19 protein-coding genes are annotated in these 17,375 nt (G+C 73.4%); 9 read left to right on the top strand and 10 right to left on the bottom strand.

The window, feature by feature from the left end:
- Positions 1-10: 10 nt before the first annotated feature.
- Both ACZDYF_RS01745 and ACZDYF_RS01740 read right to left on the bottom strand, forming a co-directional pair.
- A complete protein-coding gene (locus ACZDYF_RS01745) occupies positions 11-1,429 on the bottom strand; it encodes an AI-2E family transporter (protein WP_475052426.1) in 1,419 nt (472 codons plus the stop codon).
- Positions 1,426-2,658 carry a cystathionine gamma-synthase gene (locus ACZDYF_RS01740; protein WP_204809718.1) on the bottom strand — a complete coding sequence of 411 codons (1,233 nt, stop codon included), beginning with the start codon at positions 2,656-2,658 and terminating at the stop codon, positions 1,426-1,428. Before ACZDYF_RS01740 ends, ACZDYF_RS01745 begins: the two co-directional genes overlap by 4 nt.
- A gap of 174 nt (positions 2,659-2,832) precedes the next feature.
- Between ACZDYF_RS01740 and msrA the strand changes: the two genes are divergently transcribed.
- Positions 2,833-3,495 carry a peptide-methionine (S)-S-oxide reductase MsrA gene (gene msrA / locus ACZDYF_RS01735; RefSeq protein ID WP_475052422.1) on the top strand — a complete coding sequence of 221 codons (663 nt, stop codon included), beginning with the start codon at positions 2,833-2,835 and terminating at the stop codon, positions 3,493-3,495.
- Positions 3,496-3,654: 159 nt separating this feature from the next.
- On the opposite strand, the gene ACZDYF_RS01730 is transcribed toward msrA, so the two are convergent.
- Both ACZDYF_RS01730 and ACZDYF_RS01725 read right to left on the bottom strand, forming a co-directional pair.
- Positions 3,655-4,566, bottom strand: coding sequence for a glycoside hydrolase family 19 protein (locus ACZDYF_RS01730; RefSeq protein ID WP_475052419.1), 912 nt, complete (start codon positions 4,564-4,566; stop codon positions 3,655-3,657).
- A gap of 237 nt (positions 4,567-4,803) precedes the next feature.
- The gene (locus ACZDYF_RS01725) at positions 4,804-5,577 is read right to left on the bottom strand and encodes a phosphatase PAP2 family protein (protein ID WP_475052415.1); all 774 of its coding nucleotides are present in this window, start codon (positions 5,575-5,577) and stop codon (positions 4,804-4,806) included.
- 189 nt (positions 5,578-5,766) lie between these two features.
- Between ACZDYF_RS01725 and ACZDYF_RS01720 the strand changes: the two genes are divergently transcribed.
- Positions 5,767-6,552, top strand: coding sequence for a CPBP family intramembrane glutamic endopeptidase (locus ACZDYF_RS01720; RefSeq protein ID WP_225227146.1), 786 nt, complete (start codon positions 5,767-5,769; stop codon positions 6,550-6,552).
- Between the two features lie 31 nt (positions 6,553-6,583).
- On the opposite strand, the gene ACZDYF_RS01715 is transcribed toward ACZDYF_RS01720, so the two are convergent.
- From ACZDYF_RS01715 to ACZDYF_RS01705, 3 genes are read right to left on the bottom strand one after another with little or no spacing between them, the layout of a single operon-like run.
- Positions 6,584-7,219, bottom strand: a complete 636-nt coding sequence (locus ACZDYF_RS01715) for an SRPBCC family protein (RefSeq protein WP_475052412.1) — start codon at positions 7,217-7,219, stop codon at positions 6,584-6,586.
- Complete coding sequence (locus tag ACZDYF_RS01710; RefSeq protein ID WP_475052408.1) at positions 7,216-7,623, bottom strand: ArsR/SmtB family transcription factor; 408 nt, start codon at positions 7,621-7,623, stop codon at positions 7,216-7,218. Before ACZDYF_RS01710 ends, ACZDYF_RS01715 begins: the two co-directional genes overlap by 4 nt.
- Before the next feature lie 46 nt (positions 7,624-7,669).
- The gene (locus tag ACZDYF_RS01705) at positions 7,670-8,638 is read right to left on the bottom strand and encodes a LysR substrate-binding domain-containing protein (RefSeq protein ID WP_475052404.1); all 969 of its coding nucleotides are present in this window, start codon (positions 8,636-8,638) and stop codon (positions 7,670-7,672) included.
- 59 nt (positions 8,639-8,697) lie between these two features.
- Between ACZDYF_RS01705 and ACZDYF_RS01700 the strand changes: the two genes are divergently transcribed.
- Complete coding sequence (locus ACZDYF_RS01700; RefSeq protein WP_204809723.1) at positions 8,698-9,141, top strand: DUF5997 family protein; 444 nt, start codon at positions 8,698-8,700, stop codon at positions 9,139-9,141.
- 130 nt (positions 9,142-9,271) lie between these two features.
- Here the strand turns inward: ACZDYF_RS01700 and ACZDYF_RS01695 are convergent, their stop codons facing one another.
- Both ACZDYF_RS01695 and ACZDYF_RS01690 read right to left on the bottom strand, forming a co-directional pair.
- Positions 9,272-9,580 carry an Rdx family protein gene (locus ACZDYF_RS01695; protein ID WP_475052399.1) on the bottom strand — a complete coding sequence of 103 codons (309 nt, stop codon included), beginning with the start codon at positions 9,578-9,580 and terminating at the stop codon, positions 9,272-9,274.
- A gap of 35 nt (positions 9,581-9,615) precedes the next feature.
- Positions 9,616-10,227 (bottom strand): LysE/ArgO family amino acid transporter, encoded by a 612-nt coding sequence (locus ACZDYF_RS01690; RefSeq protein ID WP_204809724.1) that lies wholly within the window; start codon positions 10,225-10,227, stop codon positions 9,616-9,618.
- A 69-nt stretch (positions 10,228-10,296) separates the two neighbouring features.
- On the opposite strand from ACZDYF_RS01690, the gene ACZDYF_RS01685 reads away from it, so the two are divergent.
- Together ACZDYF_RS01685 and ACZDYF_RS01680 are read left to right on the top strand one after the other, a co-directional pair.
- Positions 10,297-11,166, top strand: a complete 870-nt coding sequence (locus ACZDYF_RS01685) for a LysR family transcriptional regulator ArgP (protein ID WP_475052393.1) — start codon at positions 10,297-10,299, stop codon at positions 11,164-11,166.
- A gap of 134 nt (positions 11,167-11,300) precedes the next feature.
- Complete coding sequence (locus tag ACZDYF_RS01680; RefSeq protein WP_475053168.1) at positions 11,301-12,476, top strand: class I SAM-dependent methyltransferase; 1,176 nt, start codon at positions 11,301-11,303, stop codon at positions 12,474-12,476.
- Between the two features lie 40 nt (positions 12,477-12,516).
- On the opposite strand, the gene ACZDYF_RS01675 is transcribed toward ACZDYF_RS01680, so the two are convergent.
- Positions 12,517-12,921 (bottom strand): FKBP-type peptidyl-prolyl cis-trans isomerase, encoded by a 405-nt coding sequence (locus tag ACZDYF_RS01675; RefSeq protein WP_191790950.1) that lies wholly within the window; start codon positions 12,919-12,921, stop codon positions 12,517-12,519.
- 105 nt (positions 12,922-13,026) lie between these two features.
- Between ACZDYF_RS01675 and ACZDYF_RS01670 the strand changes: the two genes are divergently transcribed.
- The 4 genes from ACZDYF_RS01670 (at position 13,027) to ACZDYF_RS01655 (ending at position 17,298) form a co-directional block, all read left to right on the top strand.
- The gene (locus ACZDYF_RS01670) at positions 13,027-15,012 is read left to right on the top strand and encodes a glycoside hydrolase family 15 protein (RefSeq protein WP_475052386.1); all 1,986 of its coding nucleotides are present in this window, start codon (positions 13,027-13,029) and stop codon (positions 15,010-15,012) included.
- 81 nt (positions 15,013-15,093) lie between these two features.
- A complete protein-coding gene (locus ACZDYF_RS01665) occupies positions 15,094-15,948 on the top strand; it encodes an alpha/beta fold hydrolase (RefSeq protein ID WP_475052382.1) in 855 nt (284 codons plus the stop codon).
- Positions 15,941-16,540: a TetR/AcrR family transcriptional regulator gene (locus ACZDYF_RS01660; protein WP_204809728.1), complete on the top strand. Its 600-nt coding sequence runs from the start codon at positions 15,941-15,943 to the stop codon at positions 16,538-16,540. Before ACZDYF_RS01665 ends, ACZDYF_RS01660 begins: the two co-directional genes overlap by 8 nt.
- A 59-nt stretch (positions 16,541-16,599) precedes the next feature.
- Complete coding sequence (locus ACZDYF_RS01655) at positions 16,600-17,298, top strand: hypothetical protein (protein ID WP_475052373.1); 699 nt, start codon at positions 16,600-16,602, stop codon at positions 17,296-17,298.
- The last annotated feature ends 77 nt before the right edge of the window (positions 17,299-17,375 follow it).

Raw genomic sequence — 17,375 nt, 5'->3', positions numbered from 1 at the left:
TGAGGGAGGGTCACGCGTCCTCGCCCGTGCTCGCCGCGCTGCCCGACGACGGCGCTCCCCCACGGCGCGTGGCCCTGCGCCCGGTGGTGCGCGCCGAGGCGGGCACCTTCTCGTCGTCGGCGAGATCGTCCACCTTCTCGTCGTCGGCGAGGTCGTCCTCGGCACGCCGGACCATGACCGGCAGCACGGGCTTGCCGCGTATCACGAGGGTGTCGTCGGTGCCGAGGTCGGGGAACTTGTCGTGCCCGTTGAGGTACAGGACCACGGTGTTGATCAGGGCGGCGAGCGGCACCGCGAACAGGGCGCCGACGATCCCGGCGGCGAACCCGCCGGCCGCGACCACGAGCAGCACCGCGACGGGGTGCAGCGAGACCGCGTGTCCCATCAGGAACGGCTGGAGCGCGTGGCTCTCGATCTGCTGGACCGCGAGCACGATGCCCAGCATGATGAGCGCCGCGACCCACCCGTTCGCGACGAGCACGACGAGCACCGCGACCGCGCCCGTGACGACGGCACCCACGATCGGGATGAACGAGCCCACGAACACCAGGATGCCCAGGGGCAGCGCGAGCGACGGCACGAAGAACGCCGCACCGACACCGATACCGACCGCGTCGACGAGGGCCACGAGGATCTGGGTGCGCGTGTAGGCGGACAGCGTGACGATGCCGCGACGCCCCGCCTGGTGGATCGTGTCACGCGAACGCGCCGGGAACAGGCCCACGCACCAGGACCAGATCGTCCGGCCGTCGAGCAGGAAGAAGAACGTGCAGAACAGCGCGATCACGGCGCCCGCGGCCACGTGGCCCACGGTCGTCGCCGCGCCCAGCGCCCCGGACACGATGCTGTCCTGGCTCGAGCTGATGAACTTCTCGAGCTCCTTGAGGTAGCCGTCGACCTGCTCCACGCCGATCCCGAACGGCCCCGCCTGCAGCCAGTCCATGAACTCGTTGAAGCCGTCGATCGCCTGCTCCCGGAGCTCCGAGATCCCGCTCACGATCGTGCTGCCCGCGACGGTGACGAGGCCGCCGACGACCAGGAGGAGCCCGAGCAGCGCCGAGATCGACGACAGCCCGCGCGAGAACCGCAGGTGCTTCTCCAGGAACCGACGCACCGGCGTGAGCAGGACCGTGAGCAGCAGCGCGATCGCGACCGGAACGACGATGACCTTGAACAGCCCCGTGACGTACAGGCTCGCCGTGACGAGCGCCCCGATCAGGAGCAGGCGCCACGACCAGGCCGCTGCGGTCTGGATCGACGGCGGCACCGCAGCGGCACCGTGCGGCGTGCCATCACGCAGGCCTGCGCCGACCGCGGCCTTCCCGGCCCCGGCGGTGGCGACCGCTCCTGCCGAGGTGGGCGACGTCGTCGGGCGCGGGGCGTCGGCAGGTACGCCCGCGGCGCGGCCCTTGCGCGCAGCCGCGCTCACGCGAGAGCCCGCGTGAGGTCCGCGATCAGGTCCGCCGCGTCCTCGATGCCGACCGACAGCCGCACCAGGTCGTCAGGTACCTCGAGCGCCGAGCCCGCGACCGACGCGTGCGTCATGCGCCCCGGGTGCTCGATCAACGACTCGACCCCGCCGAGGGACTCCGCGAGCGTGAAGACCTGGGTCCGGGCGCAGACCGCGAGCGCCTTCTCCTCGCTCCCCACGCGGAAGGACACCATGCCCCCGAAGCCCCGCATCTGCCGCGTGGCGAGCTCGTGCCCGGGGTGCGACGCGAGGCCGGGGTAGACGACCTCCGTCACCGCGGGGTGCGACGCGAGGAACTCCGCGACCGCGGCCGCGTTGGCAGAGTGCCGGTCCATGCGCACCGCGAGCGTCTTGAGACCGCGCAGCGTGAGCCACGCGTCGAACGGCCCGGCGACCGCGCCCGAGGAGTTCTGGTGGAACCCGACGGCGTCGGCCAGGCCCCGCGTCCCCGCAGGTGACACGAGGTCCCCCGGGAGCTCGGCGCCGTCGGCCACGACGAGCGCTCCCCCGACGACGTCGCTGTGCCCGCCGATGTACTTGGTCGTCGAGTGCACGACGACGTCGGCGCCCAGGCCGATCGGCTGCTGGAGGTAGGGCGTCGCGAACGTGTTGTCGACCACGAGCGTCGCGCCGTGCTCGTGCGCGACCTGCGCGAGGGCGGCGATGTCGCTCACGCCCAGCAGCGGGTTGGTGGGCGTCTCGACCCACAGGACCTTCGTGCGGCCGGGCTGGACCGCGGCCCGCACTGCGTCGAGGTCCGTCAGGTCCACGGCCGTGTGCTCGATGCCCCACGGACCGAAGACCCGTGCGACCAGGCGGTACGTGCCGCCGTACGCGTCGTCGGGCACCAGGACGTGGTCGCCCGGGCGCAGCGTCGCCCGCAGCAGCGTGTCCTCCGCCGCGAGGCCCGAGGAGAACGCGAACCCGCGCGCCGGCTCGGCGCCCGCGGGCGTCTCGACGGCGCCGAGCGCCTCCTCGAGGGCGGTACGGGTGGGGTTCGCGGACCGGGAGTACTCGTACCCCCCGCGCAGACCGCCGACGCCGTCCTGCTTGTAGGTGGAGACCTGGTAGATCGGGGGCACGACGGCCCCCGTCGTCGCGTCCGGGTCCTGTCCCGCGTGAATGGCGCGGGTCGCGAAGCCGGTGCTCGACCAGTCAGGGTGGGAGGGAGTGCTCGCGCTGCTCATCCTGTGAGCCTACGTGCCCACGGGCCGCGCGTTCCTGCGGAACACGACGGTTCTCGCAGAGCGGATGTGGACATTTCGCGCGGACCGTCGGGAGGGGACGGTTCCTGGGGAGCCCGGGGAACAGGCGACGACGGCGAGGTGTTGCCCAGGTGTCGGCTACAGGTGGAGGTAAAGATGTTCGAGTCGTTGTTCGGGTCCTCGATGAAGACCCAGATGGTCGCGCCCGAGAAGGCGCTCGCCGGGCGGGACCAGCCCGTGCTCCCCACCGCCCGCCCGCACACCGTGCTCGGGACGTCGATCACCGGGCCCTGGCCCGAGGGGACCCGCGTGCTGTACCTCGCGATGGGCTGTTTCTGGGGGGCCGAGGAGATCTTCTGGCAGGTGCCGGGAGTGATCTCGACCGCCGTCGGCTACATGGGCGGCACCACCCCCAACCCCACGTACGAGGAGGTCTGCACCGCGCGGACCGGGCACACCGAGACCGCGCTCGTCGCGTACGACCCGTCCGTCGTGAGCGAGGAGGAGCTGCTCAAGATCTTCTGGGAACGCCACGACCCCACGCAGGGCTACCGGCAGGGCAACGACGTCGGCACCCAGTACCGCTCGGCGGTCTACTGGACGACGCCCGAGCAGGAGGCCGCGGTCCGCGAGACCGAGGAGCGGTACCAGAAGGTCCTGACCGCACGCGGGCTCGACCCCATCACCACCGAGGTCGCGCCGGCCGAGGGCCGCACGTTCTACTACGCCGAGGACTACCACCAGCAGTACCTCGACAAGAACCCCCACGGGTACCGCTGCCACGCGACGACGGGCATCCCGTTCCCCGACGCGGCGTGACGCTGGCCTGAGCGGCCCCGCCAGGCTGAGCGGCCCCGCCGAGAAGTGAGTAGGTGCCCCTGATCCGGCCGGATCAGGGGCACCTACTCACTTCTCGGCGGGTCGGCGCTCCGCAGACGAGGCGCGAGGCCCCCGTCAGCGGGTCAGCGGGTCAGCGGGTCAGCACGTCAGGCCCGAGCCCGGCGCGACGCCCAGGATCGCCGTGATCTTCTGATAGCGGTCGACCCGGCTCTGGACCGACGCCGGGTTGCCGCCGTCGCACTCGAGCGCCCCGTTGAGCGAGTTGATCGTCTGGCCGAACCCTGCGCCACCGATCATCGCCTCGTGCGACGTCATGACGCCCGGACCGTTCTGCGTGTTCCAGTACCAGAGGGCCGTCTGCCAGGCGATCGACGGGTCCTGCTCGACGAGCCACGGGTTGTTGAGCAGGTCGATGCCGAGCGCGTCACCGGCCGCCTTGTAGTTGAAGTTCCAGCTGAACATGATCGGACCACGGCCGTAGTAGGCCTTCTGCCCGGCCGGGCAGCCGAACGGCTGCGAGTAGTCGCACTTGATCCAGTAGTTCGCCTCGTTGATCTCCTTGACGTACCGCAGGCCGACCGACTCGAAGTCGGCGTGGGTCAGGAACGCCGCCGCCTCCTGGGTCCGGGTCGTCTCGGTGCCCGTGTTGGCGAACCTCGGGTACGCCGCCAGGGCGTCGACGAGGCCCTGGTAGGTGTAGAACGCGTTGCGCTTCGGGAAGATCGCGTCGAACTCGGCCTCGCTGATCACGAAGTCGGACGTTCCCCCCTGACAGGCACCCTTGTCCGCCCAGACGGTCGTGGCACCGGGGTTCTCGCGCTGCGTCCACCACTTCGCCGTGAAGTTGCGGCCGTGGTGGGAGACCGTGGCCCCGCCCTGGTACGCGCTGGTCTCGCTCCACGTCGCGGCGCACGGGTTCGCGGGCGCTGCGGTGGCGACCGTGAGCGGTGCTGCGGCGGACAGCGCGACGGCGCTCGCCGGCACGGCGGCTGCGGTCGCGACGACCGCGCCCACGAGCCCGGCCGCGATCATCGCGGCTCCACGGCGCATGCCGGAGACAGTTCTCTTGCCAAACATGTGAGCCCCCATTTTGCTCATCGTTGAACAATCCTTGTGAACGGCTGGCGCCGCGGGTGACAAAGTAGCGATGCGCACAAATGTCAGCAACTCGAACAAACTGCCTGCTCGCGCAGCGCCCGGGCACGTCCGGGCACTCCGCGGCGACGCGAGTCCGCCGAGGGTGACGCCCTCGGCAGGTGCCTGCGCCCCCTTCGGGGCGCGTCCCCCTCAGCGGTGGGCCAGGGCCCGCTCGTCCGCCCCTGCCCGCACCTCCGGCGCGAGCAGCAACCGGCCCAGGGCCTCGTTGCGGCACAGCACCGCCAGCCCTGCGGCAGCCGGCCCGCGCAGCGCCAGGACGAGCGCCACGACGACGCACACCCCGACCGTCGCACCGGCGACGACGTCGTGCGGGAAGTGGACCCCCTGCACGAGGCGCGCCGCCCCCGTGACGACCGCGAGGATCGCGGGCGCGACGACCATGACGCGGTACGGCGGGAGGCGACGGGCGCGCCGGAACCGGAGCGCCGTCGTCGTGCCGAGCGAGTCCCGCGGGCGGCCCGTGGCGAGCGCCGTGAGCACCACGGACGTCGCGAGCGCGAACGCGATGGTCGTGTGGTTGCTCGGGAACGACCAGTCCCCCGCGGCAGGACAGTGCGCGATCTCGATGAGGTCCCAGCACCCGCGGGGCTGCTGGACGATCGTCTTGGCGACCTCGGACGTCGCGTACGCGACCACGGTCCCGGCGCCTCCGACGAGCGCCGTCGCGACCGCGACGAGCCCCGCCCCGCGCGCCTGCCAGGCCGCGAGCAGCCACAGCAGCGCGAGCACGATCACGCCGGCCTCGGCGACCAGCTCGACCCCGGGAAGGTCCGCGGTCCGGGCCGTCACGGCGAGGTAGAGCTCGGTGCTGGGCCCGCGCAGGAGCAGCAGGGCCGGCACGACGACGGCGGCCGCGAGCAGCCAGAGCAGGGCCAGGAGCAGGGACGATCTGGGGGACTTCACCCCGGAATGGTACGGAGGTGAACGGCCGATGAACATCAGACCGCGGTCGGACCCGGACACCTCCCGGCGTCCCCCTCGCGGCCCACACCCCGCCTTCACGTCCGTCCCCGTGGCAGGGTGGGGCGCGTGACCGACGCCCGCACCGCCGCGACGCCCGACGCCCCCCGCGCGCCCGCCCGCACGACCACCCTGCGCCTGCTGGCCGCGGCGCTGGTGTGCGGTTCGGCGGTCCTGCTGTTCGCGGTGCACGTCCGACCGCTCGGGTACGTGCCGCTCGTTGGCGGTGTCCTGCTGGGGCTCCTGGTCGACCGGCGGCTCGGGCGCGACCTGCTGCTGATCGCGCTCGGCATGGGCATCATCAGCACCATCCCGCTCGCGGCGGACCTGAGCGACGCCGGGATCGCGCGCTTCGCCGTCGTGCTCTCGCTCGCGGTCCTGGTGCCGTGGGCCGTGTCCCGCTACGTCTATCGCGACGACGCGATCCGGTTCCCGGTCCGCACGGGCAGGCGCTGGAACCGCACCCAGATCGTGTACCTGCTGGTCGTGCTCGTCGCGGGCTACCTGATCCTGCCCGCGTACTTCATCGGGTCCGGCTCGTACCAGAACTGGCCCGCGATCGAGACGCCGCAGGAGATCGCGCGACTGTTCGTGGGCGTCAACGCCGTGGGGATCTGGGACGAGCTGTTCTTCGTGTGCGTCGTGTTCGCGCTGCTGCGCCGCCACTTCGCGCTGTGGCCTGCGAACCTCCTGCAGGCCGCCGTGTTCGTGTCGTTCCTGTGGGAGCTGGGCTACCGCAGCTGGGGGCCGCTCCTGACGATCCCGTTCGCGCTGGTCCAGGGCTGGATCTTCGCGCGCACCAAGTCGCTCACGTACGTGGTGTGCGTGCACCTGCTGTTCGACGCGATCGTGTTCGCGGTGCTGGTGCACGCGCACCATCCGGAGCTGTTCGACGTGTTCGTCACGGGCGGGCGCTGAGGCGCCCGCCCGAGGTCACGCCCAGCGCGGGTCAGGGTGTCGCGTCCTCGTCGAGCGGCGGGACGTAGAACGCGGTGGTCGCGGCGGCGGCAGCCTCGGCCGCCGACGGGTCCGCGCCCGACGCCTCGTGCGCGCCGCGCCAGAGCTGGGCGCTGGCGGTCTGGAGCGCACGCATCTCAGGGCTCGTCTCGAGCGTGGCCGGGTCGCCCAGGTCGACGCCCGCGACGTGCGCGGCGAGCCCGACGAGCGCGAGGTCCCAGCCGACGCCGACGGCCCCCGGGCCGAACTGGTCCCAGAACTCGGGCGGCACGACCGCGACGTGCTCGAGCGTGAGCTCGGTGGCCCCGCCGTCGGCGGGCGCCAGGCGGAGCTCGACCGTGCTCCGGTCGTCCTCGCTCATGCCCCAGGTCACGAGGAACCGGCGCGGCGGTTCGCACTCGCGCACCTCGCCGCCCGCGTTGCCCTGGAGCTGGTAGCGCCCGCCCAGGCGCAGCTCGCCGGTCACGGGCAGGAACCAGCGGGCGATGCGCTCGGCGTCGGTGCACGCGTCCCAGACGTCCTCGACCGGGGCGTCGTAGGTGCGGCTCAGCAGCACGACGCGGGCGTCGTCGCGCCCGCCGACGGCGCGGCGCGCCTTGTCGATCTCGGAGCTCAGGTCGAACGTCATCTCGTGGCCTCCTTCGCGGGGACCGGTCGCGGGTCTGCGGCCGGGGCGGTGCGGGAAACGTCCGGGGACGAGACGGCCCGACGGCGGGTGCGGCGCCCGCGGGCGAGCTCGGTGCCCAGCGCGTCGAGGCGCTGGTCCCAGAACCGCCGGAGGTCGTCGAGCCAGTCGTCGACCTCGTCGAGCGCGCCGGGGTCCAGGGCGTAGAGCCTGCGGGTGCCGGCTGCCTGGACGGTCGCGAAGCCGTTCTCGCGCAGGACCTTCAGGTGCTGGGAGACTGCGGGCTGGCTGATCCCGAACTCGTCCCGGATCACGGCTGCGAGGTCTCCGGCGGACGTCTCGCCGCCGGACAGCAGCTCGAGGATCCGTCGCCGGACGGGGTCGCCGAGGACGTCGAACGCTTCCATCCGTCAATCTTTCACCTGTGGCTTATATAAGTCAAGAGTGAAGGAACTAGCGCCCCTTCTTGCGGCCCTTCATCGACTGCGACTTGCCGAGCCGCTTCGCGACCGACTTGCCGGACTTCTTGCCGCCCTTGGGTGCCTGCTTCGCGCCGCTGCGCGCCGCGCTCGCGGTCTTGGCCCCCTTCGAGCCCTTGCCGGCCGCCCCACCCGCGCCGCTCTTGGCGCCCGACGACGAGCGCCCGTCCCCCTTCTTGCTCGCCTCGGGCGTGGGCGGGGTGGAGCCCGCGACGCCGCGCGAGCTGTTGGCCGTGCGGCCGCGCACGATCCCGATGAACTCCTCGACGAGGTCCGACTTCTCCTCGGTCACCCAGCCGAGCGCGACCGGCGCCTCGGGCCCCCCGTCGAGGGTCCGGTACGTCAGGTCCTTGCGGTGGTGCAGGCGGGCGAGGGACTGCGGCACCACGAGCAGCCCGATCCCCGCCGCGACGAGCTCGATCGCGTCGGCCGTCGTCGCGGGGCGCTCCAGTGCCGGCTTGCCGGGCAGGACGGGAGGCGTCGGGTCGCCGGACGCCTGGGCGCTCGACGAGCCGGCAGCGACCGAGGCGGCCTCGGCCCAGCCCAGCACGTCGTCGAGCGGGTGCAGCACGACCTCGTCCGCGAGGTCCGCCACGGTGAGCGCTTCGTCACTCTCGAGGGCCGCGAACACGTGGTCGCGCGGGATCACGACGACCGGCACCTCGGTGTACATCGCGATGTGGCTCAGCCCCTCGCTGCGCACGGGGCGACGCAGTATCGCGACGTCCGCTCCGCCGTCGTGCAGGAGGGCCTCCACCTGCGAAGCGGGGACGGCCAGCGCCTCCAGGCGCACGCCCGGGACCCGGTCGATCCACGTCCGCACCCACTTCGAGGGCGTCACGCCCGGGACGTACGCGAGGCGGAACCCGGGGACCTGCGCGTCGGTGACGTCCTCGGCCGGTCGGTCGGCGTCGTGCTCGGCGCTGCGCGCAGTCTCTTCCACCCCACAACCCTAGCCGCCCCAGGACAAGGAAACGGGGCCGGGACCGATACCCTGGGACCATGAGCACCCCGCACTCCTCCCAGACCATGAAGCCCGCGACCGCGGCGAAGAAGCTCGGGGTGTACCTTCCCGCCACTCCCCCGGAGTTCCAGGAGGGGACCATCACGCGCGGCCGGCTCGAGGAGCTCGAGACCAACCCGCCCGAGTGGCTCGTCGACCTGCGCCGCAACGGTCCCCACCCGCGCCCCGTCGTGGCCGGCCGCCTCAACGTCTCGATCGCGGGCCTCGCCCGCGGCGGCGTCGAGGAAGCGCTGACCACCGAGCAGATCAACGAGCTGCGCGAGGACCCGCCGGCGTGGCTCGTGCGCGAGCGCGAGATCCAGGCAGAGGTCCGCGCCGAGGAAGAGCGCATCAAGGCGCGCGACCTCAAGAAGGCCAAGAAGGTCGCCCGTGCGAACCGCGAGGCCGAGCAGGCCGAGCAGAAGGCGCCGTCGGCCGAGTGACGCCGCGTGGCGCCCGGTGGGGCGCCACGCAACCGCCGGGCCACCTGGCGTCTCGGCGCTCCCCTGGCGCACCGTGGCGCCCGGGCACCCCGCGAGAGCTCGTCCGACGAAGCCGCCCGCGCAGCCGACGCTAGGAGGCGCCACCGACACGGTCGGTGTGACCGAGCGAGAGTCCGGGGGCCACGTGGTCACGCACGATCCGCTTGAGGACCGGCACCTCGGGGAAGCCCTTCTTCTCCTTGCGGTCCCACACGAGCTCGTCGCCCACGTGGACCTGGAAGATCCCGCCCGTGCCGGGCACCAGGGCGACCTCGGTCAGCCTCGTGCCGAAGGTCGTCAGGAGCTCCTGCGCGAGCCAGGCGGCACGCAGCATCCAGTTGCACTGGGTGCAGTAGGTGACGGTCACGCGGGCCGGGGTCACGTCGGTCTGTTCGTCCACGGGCCCAGCGTGCCAGAGGCGGCGCCGACCTCGCGTCACCCGACCACGAGCATCACCGCGAGGACGGCCATGACGAGCGCGATCACGCCGTCGAGCACGCGCCACGCGACGGGTCGCGCGAAGACGGGTGCGAGCACGCGCGCCCCGAAGCCGAGCGCCGTGAACCACACGATGCTCGCGATCCCCGCCCCGACGCCGAAGACCCAGCGCCCGTCGTGGCCGTACCCGGCCGCGACCGAGCCGAGCAGCAGGACCGTGTCGAGGTAGACGTGCGGGTTGAGCCAGGTCAGGGCGAGGGCTGTCCCGACGGCGGCGCCCGCCGACATCCGCAAGCCCCCCTCGGCCGCTTCGAGGGTCGCGGGGCGCACCGCGCGCCGGGCCGCCTGCACCGCCAGGACCAGCAGGAACAGGGCCCCGCCCCAGCGCACGACCGCGAGCAGCACGGGGGCGCGCGAGACCAGCACCCCCAGGCCCGCGACCCCGGCCGCGATGAGCACGAGGTCGGAGAGCGCGCACACCAGCACCACGGGCAGGACGTGCTCGCGGCGCAGGCCCTGGCGCAGCACGAACGCGTTCTGCGAGCCGATCGCGACGATGAGGGACAGTCCGGTGCCGAGGCCGGCGAGAAGAGGAGCGAAGGAGAGCACGCCCTCCACGGTAGGCACGGCCTGGCGTTCAGTACAGCGAATGTTTCTGTCGAACCTTAAGATCTGCTCATGGTGGACCTCCAGCCTGACCAGCTCCGCGCGCTCGACGCGATCGCGACCACGGGCACCTTCGATGCCGCCGCTCAGCACCTCGGCGTGACCCCTTCGGCGGTCAGCCAGCGCATGCGCACGCTCGAGACGGCCGTGGGCCAGGTGCTCGTCCGTCGGGGCCGGCCCGCGACGCTCACCGCGCCCGGTGAGGTGCTCGTCCGGCACGCGCGCCACCTCGCGCTCCAGCACGCCGAGGTCCTGGCCGAGCTCGACCTGACCTCGGGCAGCACCCCCGAGCTCACGCTGGTCATCACGGGCGACGCCCTGACGACGTGGGCGCTGCCCGTGCTCGCCGAGGCGTCCGCGTGGGCGCGGCTGGAGATCCTGCGCGAGGACCAGGACCACTCGATCGACCTGCTGCGCGACGGGACGGCCGTCGCGGCGATCACGTCGGTCCCGACCGCCGTGCCGGGCTGCCGTTCGACCCCCCTCGGCCGCATGCGCTACCGCCCGACGGCGAGCCCCGCGTTCGTCGAACGGTGGTTCCCGGACGGCCCCACGACGGCTGCCCTCGCCGTCGCGCCCGTGCTCGTCTTCGACCGCAAGGACGACCTCCAGGACCGGTACCTGGGTCGCCGCCCGGGAGGCCCCCGACACCACGTCCCGGCCTCGCACGAGTTCCTGCGCGCGGTCGAGCTCGGTATGGGCTGGGGCATGCTGCCCGACCTCCAGAGCCACGACGCCGAGGTCGCCGGGCGTCTCGTCGGGTTCGACGACGCCGCGAGCCTGACCGTCCCGCAGTACTGGCAGCAGTGGCGCCTGCACTCCCCCACGCTCGACCGGGTGGCCGCCGCCGTCCGTGAGGCGGCGGCCACCCACCTGCGGTGACCTCGGGCCCCCACCCGGGCCCGCGCGCAGGGCAGACTTGTCCCGTGCCCCCTCTCCCCAGCGACGCCTCCCTGCCCGACGACGCCGCCCACACCGACGCGTCGGCCGACCCTTCGCTCGCCGCCAGGGACGTCCTGCTCGCCGGGCTCGAACGCTTCTCGTCCGACGCGCAGCCCGGCCCCGAGCACCGCACCGACGGCGCCACGCGTGACCCCGACCCGACGCTCGTCGCGGTCGACGCGACCGACCGCCTGCTGCTCGACGAGGGCGCGAGCGCCCTCGCGTCCGCCGGGCCGGGCGAGGTCGTCGTGATCGACGACCGGTTCGGGGCGCTGACGCTGGGCGCCGCGGTGGCACATGGCCTGACGGGCGTCCGTGTGCACCAGGACGCCGTCACGGGCGAGGTCGCGCTCGACCGGAACGCCCGGGAGGCCGCACGCCGTGCCTTCCAGGGGCTGGACGCCACGTTCACGCACCTGCCGCTGGGAGAGGACCTGCTGCGCGGCGCGCGCGTCGTGCTGCTCCAGCTCCCGCGCTCGCTCGCGGCGCTGCGGGACGTCGCGGAGCACGTCGCGCGCTTCGCGGACCGTGACGTGGTCCTGCTCGCGGGGGGCCGGATCAAGCACATGACGACGGCCATGAACGACGTCCTGGCGGAGTCCTTCACGGACGTGCGGGCGAGCCTGGCGCGGCAGAAGTCCCGCGTGCTCGTGGCCCGCGGTCCCCGCCCCGGCGTCCACCTCACCTACCCGGTCACGGAGCACCTGACCGAGCTGGACCTCGACGTCGTCGCGTACGGTGCGGCGTTCGCAGGTGCGAGCCTCGACCTCGGGACGCGCTTCCTGCTGGGGTTCCTGGACCGGGTCCCGCCGGGGGCGCGCGAGGCCGTGGACCTGGGCTGCGGCACGGGCATCCTCGCCGCGTCCTTCGCCCGGGCGCGCCCGGACGCCGTGGTCGTCGCGACCGACCAGTCCGAGGCGGCGGTCCGCTCGGCCCGAGCCACGGCGATCGCGGCCGGTGTGGGTGAGCGGGTCCGGGCGGTGCGCGACGACGTCGGGTCCTCGCTCGCGGACCGCAGCGCCGACGTCGTGCTGTGCAACCCGCCCTTCCACCAGGGCGCCGCCCTGAGCACCGACGCGGCGCTCCGCATGTTCGCGGCCGCGGGCCGCGTGCTGCGGCCCGGCGGCGAGCTGTGGACCGTGTACAACTCGCACCTGCGCTACCGGCCCGCGCTCGAGCGCGCGGTCGGGCCCACGACGCAGGAGGGCCGGGACCCGAGGTTCACGGTGACGCGCAGCGTCGCCCGCTGAGAACCCAGGGCCCCGGCCCGTCAGGCGCGAGGGATCGAGGTCACTCGACCCCGACGACGTCCACCACGAAGACCAGCGTGTCCGTGCCGCCGATGCCCGCCTGCGGGACGCCGCGCATGCCGTAGCCGTGCTCCGGCGGGACCGAGAGCAGGATGCGCGAGCCGACGTTCTGGCCCACGAGGCCCTTGTCCCAGCCACCGATGACCGCACCGGTCCCGATGGGGAAGCTGATCGTCTCGCCGCGGTCGTACGACGTGTCGAAGATGCCGCCGTCCCAGACCTGGCCCAGGTAGTGCACGACGATCGTGCGGCCAGCCATCACGACCGGGCCGCTGCCCTCCTCGAGGACCTGGACCTGGAGGCCGGCGGGAGCGCCGCCCTCGGGGAACGTCAGGACCGGCTTGTCGCCGAACGAGCCGGACGCGGTGGGGAGCTGCGTGCTCATGGTGCTACCTCTCGGTGGAGTGTCGGGGGTCGGGGACAAGCCTAAGCGCGAGCCGTGCGGCCGGCCCCGCCTGACAACCGCAGCGCGCGGGCGCACGCTGGACGGATGGACTCCTTCGACGACGAGGCCGACACCGCCCGCCCCGTCGACACGACCGACCTCGACGCACCCGTGACGCACGCGGGCGGGGCGCAGGTCCCCACGGGCAGGCGCTCGGCGTTCCCCGGGATCGCGGAGTACGCGTTCCTGTCGGACTGCGAGTGCAACGCGCTCGTCGCGCCGAGCGGCGCGATCGAGTGGATGTGCGTCCCGCGGCCCGACTCGCCCAGCATCTTCGCGGCCGTCCTCGACCGTGGTGCGGGCTCGTTCCGCGTCGGGCCGTACGGGGCGCGCGTGCCCGTGGCGCGGCGCTACATCCCCGGCACGCTCGTGCTCGAGACCACGTGGCAGACACCCACGGGCTGGCTCGTGGTGCGCGACGCGATGCTCATGGGGCCGTGGCACAACGTCGACGAGCGCTCCCAGACGCACCGCCGCACCCCCACGGACTTCGACGCCGAGCACATGCTGCTGCGCACGATCCTGTGCGTCAACGGGACGGTCGACGTCGAGGTCGTGTGCGAGCCGCTGCCCGACTACGGGCGCGAGGCCGCGCGGTGGGAGTACGACGGGCAGACGTACCAGAGCCTCGTGACGCGCGTCGCGCACGCCTCGACGCCCGACCTGCGCCTGAGCAGCAGCCTGCGCCTCGGCGTCGAGGACCGCCGCGCGCAGGGGCGCACGCGCATGGCCGCGGGCGACAAGGCGTTCGTCGCGCTGTCGTGGTCCGACCGCCCCGCGCCCACCACGTGGCCCGACGCCGCCGACGCCATGGGACGCACCGAGCAGTACTGGCGCGACTGGATCACCCAGGGCGTCTTCCCCGACCACCCGTGGCGCTCGTACCTCCAGCGCAGCGCCCTCACCCTCAAGGGCCTGACCTACGCCCCCACGGGAGCGCTGCTCGCCGCCGCGACCACCTCGCTGCCCGAGACCCCGCACGGCGAGCGCAACTGGGACTACCGGTACGCGTGGGTGCGCGACTCGACGTTCGCCCTGTGGGGCCTGTACACGCTGGGCCTCGACCGCGAGGCGAACGACTTCTTCGCGTTCGTGCACGACGTGTGCCGTGACGACCGCGAGCTGCAGATCATGTACGGCGTCGGCGGCGAGGACCGGCTCGAGGAGAGCACGCTCGACCACCTGTCGGGGTACGAGGGCGCCCGACCCGTGCGCATCGGCAACGCCGCGTACGACCAGAAGCAGCACGACATGTGGGGCGCCGTCCTCGACTCGGTGTACCTGCACGCCCGGTCCCGCGAACAGCTCCCCGAGTCCCTGTGGCCCGTCCTCAAGGCGCAGGTCGAGGAGGCCGCGAGGCACTGGCACGAGCCCGACCGCGGCCTGTGGGAGGTCCGCGGGGAACCCCAGCACTTCACGTCGTCGAAGGTCATGTGCTGGGTCGCGCTCGACCGCGGTGCCCGCCTGGCCCGCATGTACGACGCGCAGGACTACGCCGACCAGTGGCAGAAGATCGCCGACGAGATCCGTGCCGACGTGCTGGAGCACGGCGTCGACTCCCGGGGCGTCTTCGTGCAGCGCTACGGCTCCGACGCACTCGACGCCTCGCTCCTGCTCGTGCCGCTCCTGCGGTTCCTGCCCGCCGACGACCCGCGCGTCGCCGCGACGGTCGACGCGATCGCGCACGAGCTCACGGTCAACGGCCTCGTGCTGCGCTATCGCACCGACGAGACCGACGACGGGCTCTCGGGCGAGGAGGGGACGTTCACGATCTGCTCGTTCTGGCTCGTGTCCGCGCTCGTCGAGGTCGGGGAGCTCGACCGGGCGCGGGCGCTGTGCGAGCGGCTTCTCTCCTTCGCGAGCGAGCTCAACCTGTACGCCGAGGAGATCGACCCGCACTCGGGGCGGCACCTGGGGAACTTCCCGCAGGCGTTCACGCACCTGGCGCTCATCAACGCGGTGGTGCACGTGGTGCGGGCCGAGGAGCGGCGGGACGGGACGGGTCACTTCGAGGCCGCCCACCGAGGCTGACCGACCCGCCCGCCGAGGGTGACGAGAACTCGTGCTCCGTCCCCCTTGCACCCCCTGGCTAAGGACATTAGCCTTTGGGCTATGAACACTCGCCAAACCGTGGAGCTCCTCCCCCGTCCCGAGGGCCGCCTCGCCTACACCGTGACCGGCACCGGCCCTCTCGTCGTCGCCGTCCCCGGCATGGGCGACCTGCGCTCGACCTACCGCGACCTCGTCCCCCCGCTCGTCGAGGCCGGCTACCGCGTGGCCGTCATGGACCTGCGCGGGCACGGCGACAGCGACACGACCTTCCGCACGCACGGCGACGTCGCGACCGGCCAGGACCTCCTGGCCCTCGTCGAGCACCTGGGCGGTCCGGCCGTGCTGGTCGGGAACTCGATGGGGGCCGGCGCCGCTGCGTGGGCGGCCGCCGAGGCGCCCGACGCCGTCGCGGGCCTCGTCCTCCTCGGCCCCTTCCTGCGAGACCCCGCCACGGGGGCCGTGAAGACCGCCGCGAGCAGGCTGCTCTACCGCGTCGCGCTCGCCCGTCCGTGGGGGGCCGCCGCGTGGGCGGGCTTCTACTCGACGCTGACCAAGGGCCGCAAGGCGCCCTGGCATGCCGAGCACGTCGCCGCGATCCGTTCCTCGATGCGCGAGCCGGGCCGTCTGCGGAGCTTCCGCGACCTGGCCCTGGCCCTGACGCACGCGCCCGTCGAGGCGCGCCTCCCCGAGGTCCACGCCCCGGCCGTCGCCTTCCTGGGTGCGCTCGACCCCGACTTCGCCGACCAGGGCGCGGAGCTCGCCTGGATCCAGGAGGCCGTCGGCGCCCAGGGACACCTGGTCCCCGGGGTCGGGCACTACCCGCAGCACCAGGCGCCCGACGTCGTCGTGCCCGCGACGCTCGCGTTCCTCGCCGGCCTGCGCGACGAGGCCCAGGGCTGGAACGCCCGTGGCTAGGGCCGGGTTGAGCCGCGAGGGCGTCACGGCCCTCGCGCTGCGCGTCGTGGACGACGGCGGAGCACAAGGGTTCGCCGACCTCACCCTCGCGAAGGTCGCGGCCGCCGCAGGGGTCGCGACCCCGAGCCTCTACAAGCACGTCGGCTCGCTCGCCGACCTGCGCCGGTCCGTCGCGCTCGTCGCGGTGAACGACCTGACGCGCGCGACCGCCGCGGCGACGATCGGGCGCTCGGGCCCGGACGCGCTGTCCGCGCTCGCGCGGGCCGTCCGCGACTTCGCGCGCGAGCACCCGGGCCGCTACGCCGCGATCCAGCTCTCGCCCGACCTCGGCGCCGCCGACGACGACCCGCTCTCGCTCGCGGGCGCCGAGACGATCGCCGTGATCGTCGCCGTGCTGCGCGGCTTCGACCTCCCGGAGGACCGCACGATCGACGCGATCCGCGCCGTGCGGTCCGCGGTCCACGGGTTCGTCTCGCTCGAGCTCCAGGGCGGCTTCGGCCTGCCCGACGACGTCGACCACAGCTTCGAGGTCCTCGTCCGTCTGCTCGTGGCCGGGATCGAGGACCTCGCCGACGTGTCAGAACCAGCATGACCCCCAGGCCTCGCTCGTCCTGACGACGAGCGGGCCGCACCCACCGAAGGAGAGCCGCCATGGCCGCACCGTCGATCGACCGGACGCACCCCGACCTGGGCCTCGTCCGTCCCCGTACCGGAGCCGTCCTGCTCGCGGTCGCGGGAGCCCTCTTCCTCGCGTTCCCTCTCCTGCGCCCGTGGGTCCCCGAGGGCGTCGCCACCCCGGAGCTCGCGGCGGCGTTCGCCTCGGGACGCTGGATCGCGGCGCACCTGTGCGGCGCGGCCGGGTTCTGGCTGCTCCCGGCCGCGTTCCTCGCGCTGCGCGGACGGTTCGACGGGACGCGGGGCCGGGCTCCGTCGTCGGGCGCGGTCGTCACGAGCTGGCTCGGCGCCGGGCTCGTCCTGCCCTACTTCGGAGCGGAGATCTTCGGTGTCCAGGCGATCGCGCGCGGCGCCGTCACGACGGGCGCCCTCGACTTCCTGCCGACGATCGACGCGGTCCGGACGCAGCCCGTCGCGATGACCCTGTTCGGCGCGGGGCTGCTGCTCGTGGGGGCGAGCGGGGTGCTCGCCGCCGTGGCGGCGTGGCGTGGCGGACTCGCCCCACGATGGGTGGGGATCCCGCTCGCCGCGGGCCTGGTGCTGTACCTGCCGCAGTTCTTCATGCCCCCGGCGGGGCGGATCGCGCACGGGGTGCTGCTGGCCGCGGGATGCTGGCTCGTGGCGTGGGCCCTGCCCTCGAACGCCGAGGGCGACCGACACCGACGCCGAGGGTGACATCTGATGTCACCCTCGGCGGTCGGGCACGTCACCCTCGGCGGACCGGCGGACCGGCGGACCGGCGGACCGGCGGA

The sequence above is a fragment of the Oerskovia sp. PE-21s genome (assembly GCF_056158145.1).
Note: the sequence above shows the minus strand (reverse complement) of the source record. Positions and strands in the feature narration are given on the sequence as shown.

Coding starts and splice junctions, on each gene's coding strand:
- ACZDYF_RS01740 (WP_204809718.1), bottom strand. CDS start 2,658: ATGAGCAGCGCGAGCACTCCCTCCCACCCTGACTGGTCGAGCACCGGC.
- msrA (WP_475052422.1), top strand. CDS start 2,833: ATGTTCGAGTCGTTGTTCGGGTCCTCGATGAAGACCCAGATGGTCGCG.
- ACZDYF_RS01730 (WP_475052419.1), bottom strand. CDS start 4,566: ATGCGCCGTGGAGCCGCGATGATCGCGGCCGGGCTCGTGGGCGCGGTC.
- ACZDYF_RS01715 (WP_475052412.1), bottom strand. CDS start 7,219: ATGACGTTCGACCTGAGCTCCGAGATCGACAAGGCGCGCCGCGCCGTC.
- ACZDYF_RS01710 (WP_475052408.1), bottom strand. CDS start 7,623: ATGGAAGCGTTCGACGTCCTCGGCGACCCCGTCCGGCGACGGATCCTC.
- ACZDYF_RS01700 (WP_204809723.1), top strand. CDS start 8,698: ATGAGCACCCCGCACTCCTCCCAGACCATGAAGCCCGCGACCGCGGCG.
- ACZDYF_RS01685 (WP_475052393.1), top strand. CDS start 10,297: ATGGTGGACCTCCAGCCTGACCAGCTCCGCGCGCTCGACGCGATCGCG.
- ACZDYF_RS01675 (WP_191790950.1), bottom strand. CDS start 12,921: ATGAGCACGCAGCTCCCCACCGCGTCCGGCTCGTTCGGCGACAAGCCG.
- ACZDYF_RS01670 (WP_475052386.1), top strand. CDS start 13,027: ATGGACTCCTTCGACGACGAGGCCGACACCGCCCGCCCCGTCGACACG.
- ACZDYF_RS01665 (WP_475052382.1), top strand. CDS start 15,094: ATGAACACTCGCCAAACCGTGGAGCTCCTCCCCCGTCCCGAGGGCCGC.
- ACZDYF_RS01655 (WP_475052373.1), top strand. CDS start 16,600: ATGGCCGCACCGTCGATCGACCGGACGCACCCCGACCTGGGCCTCGTC.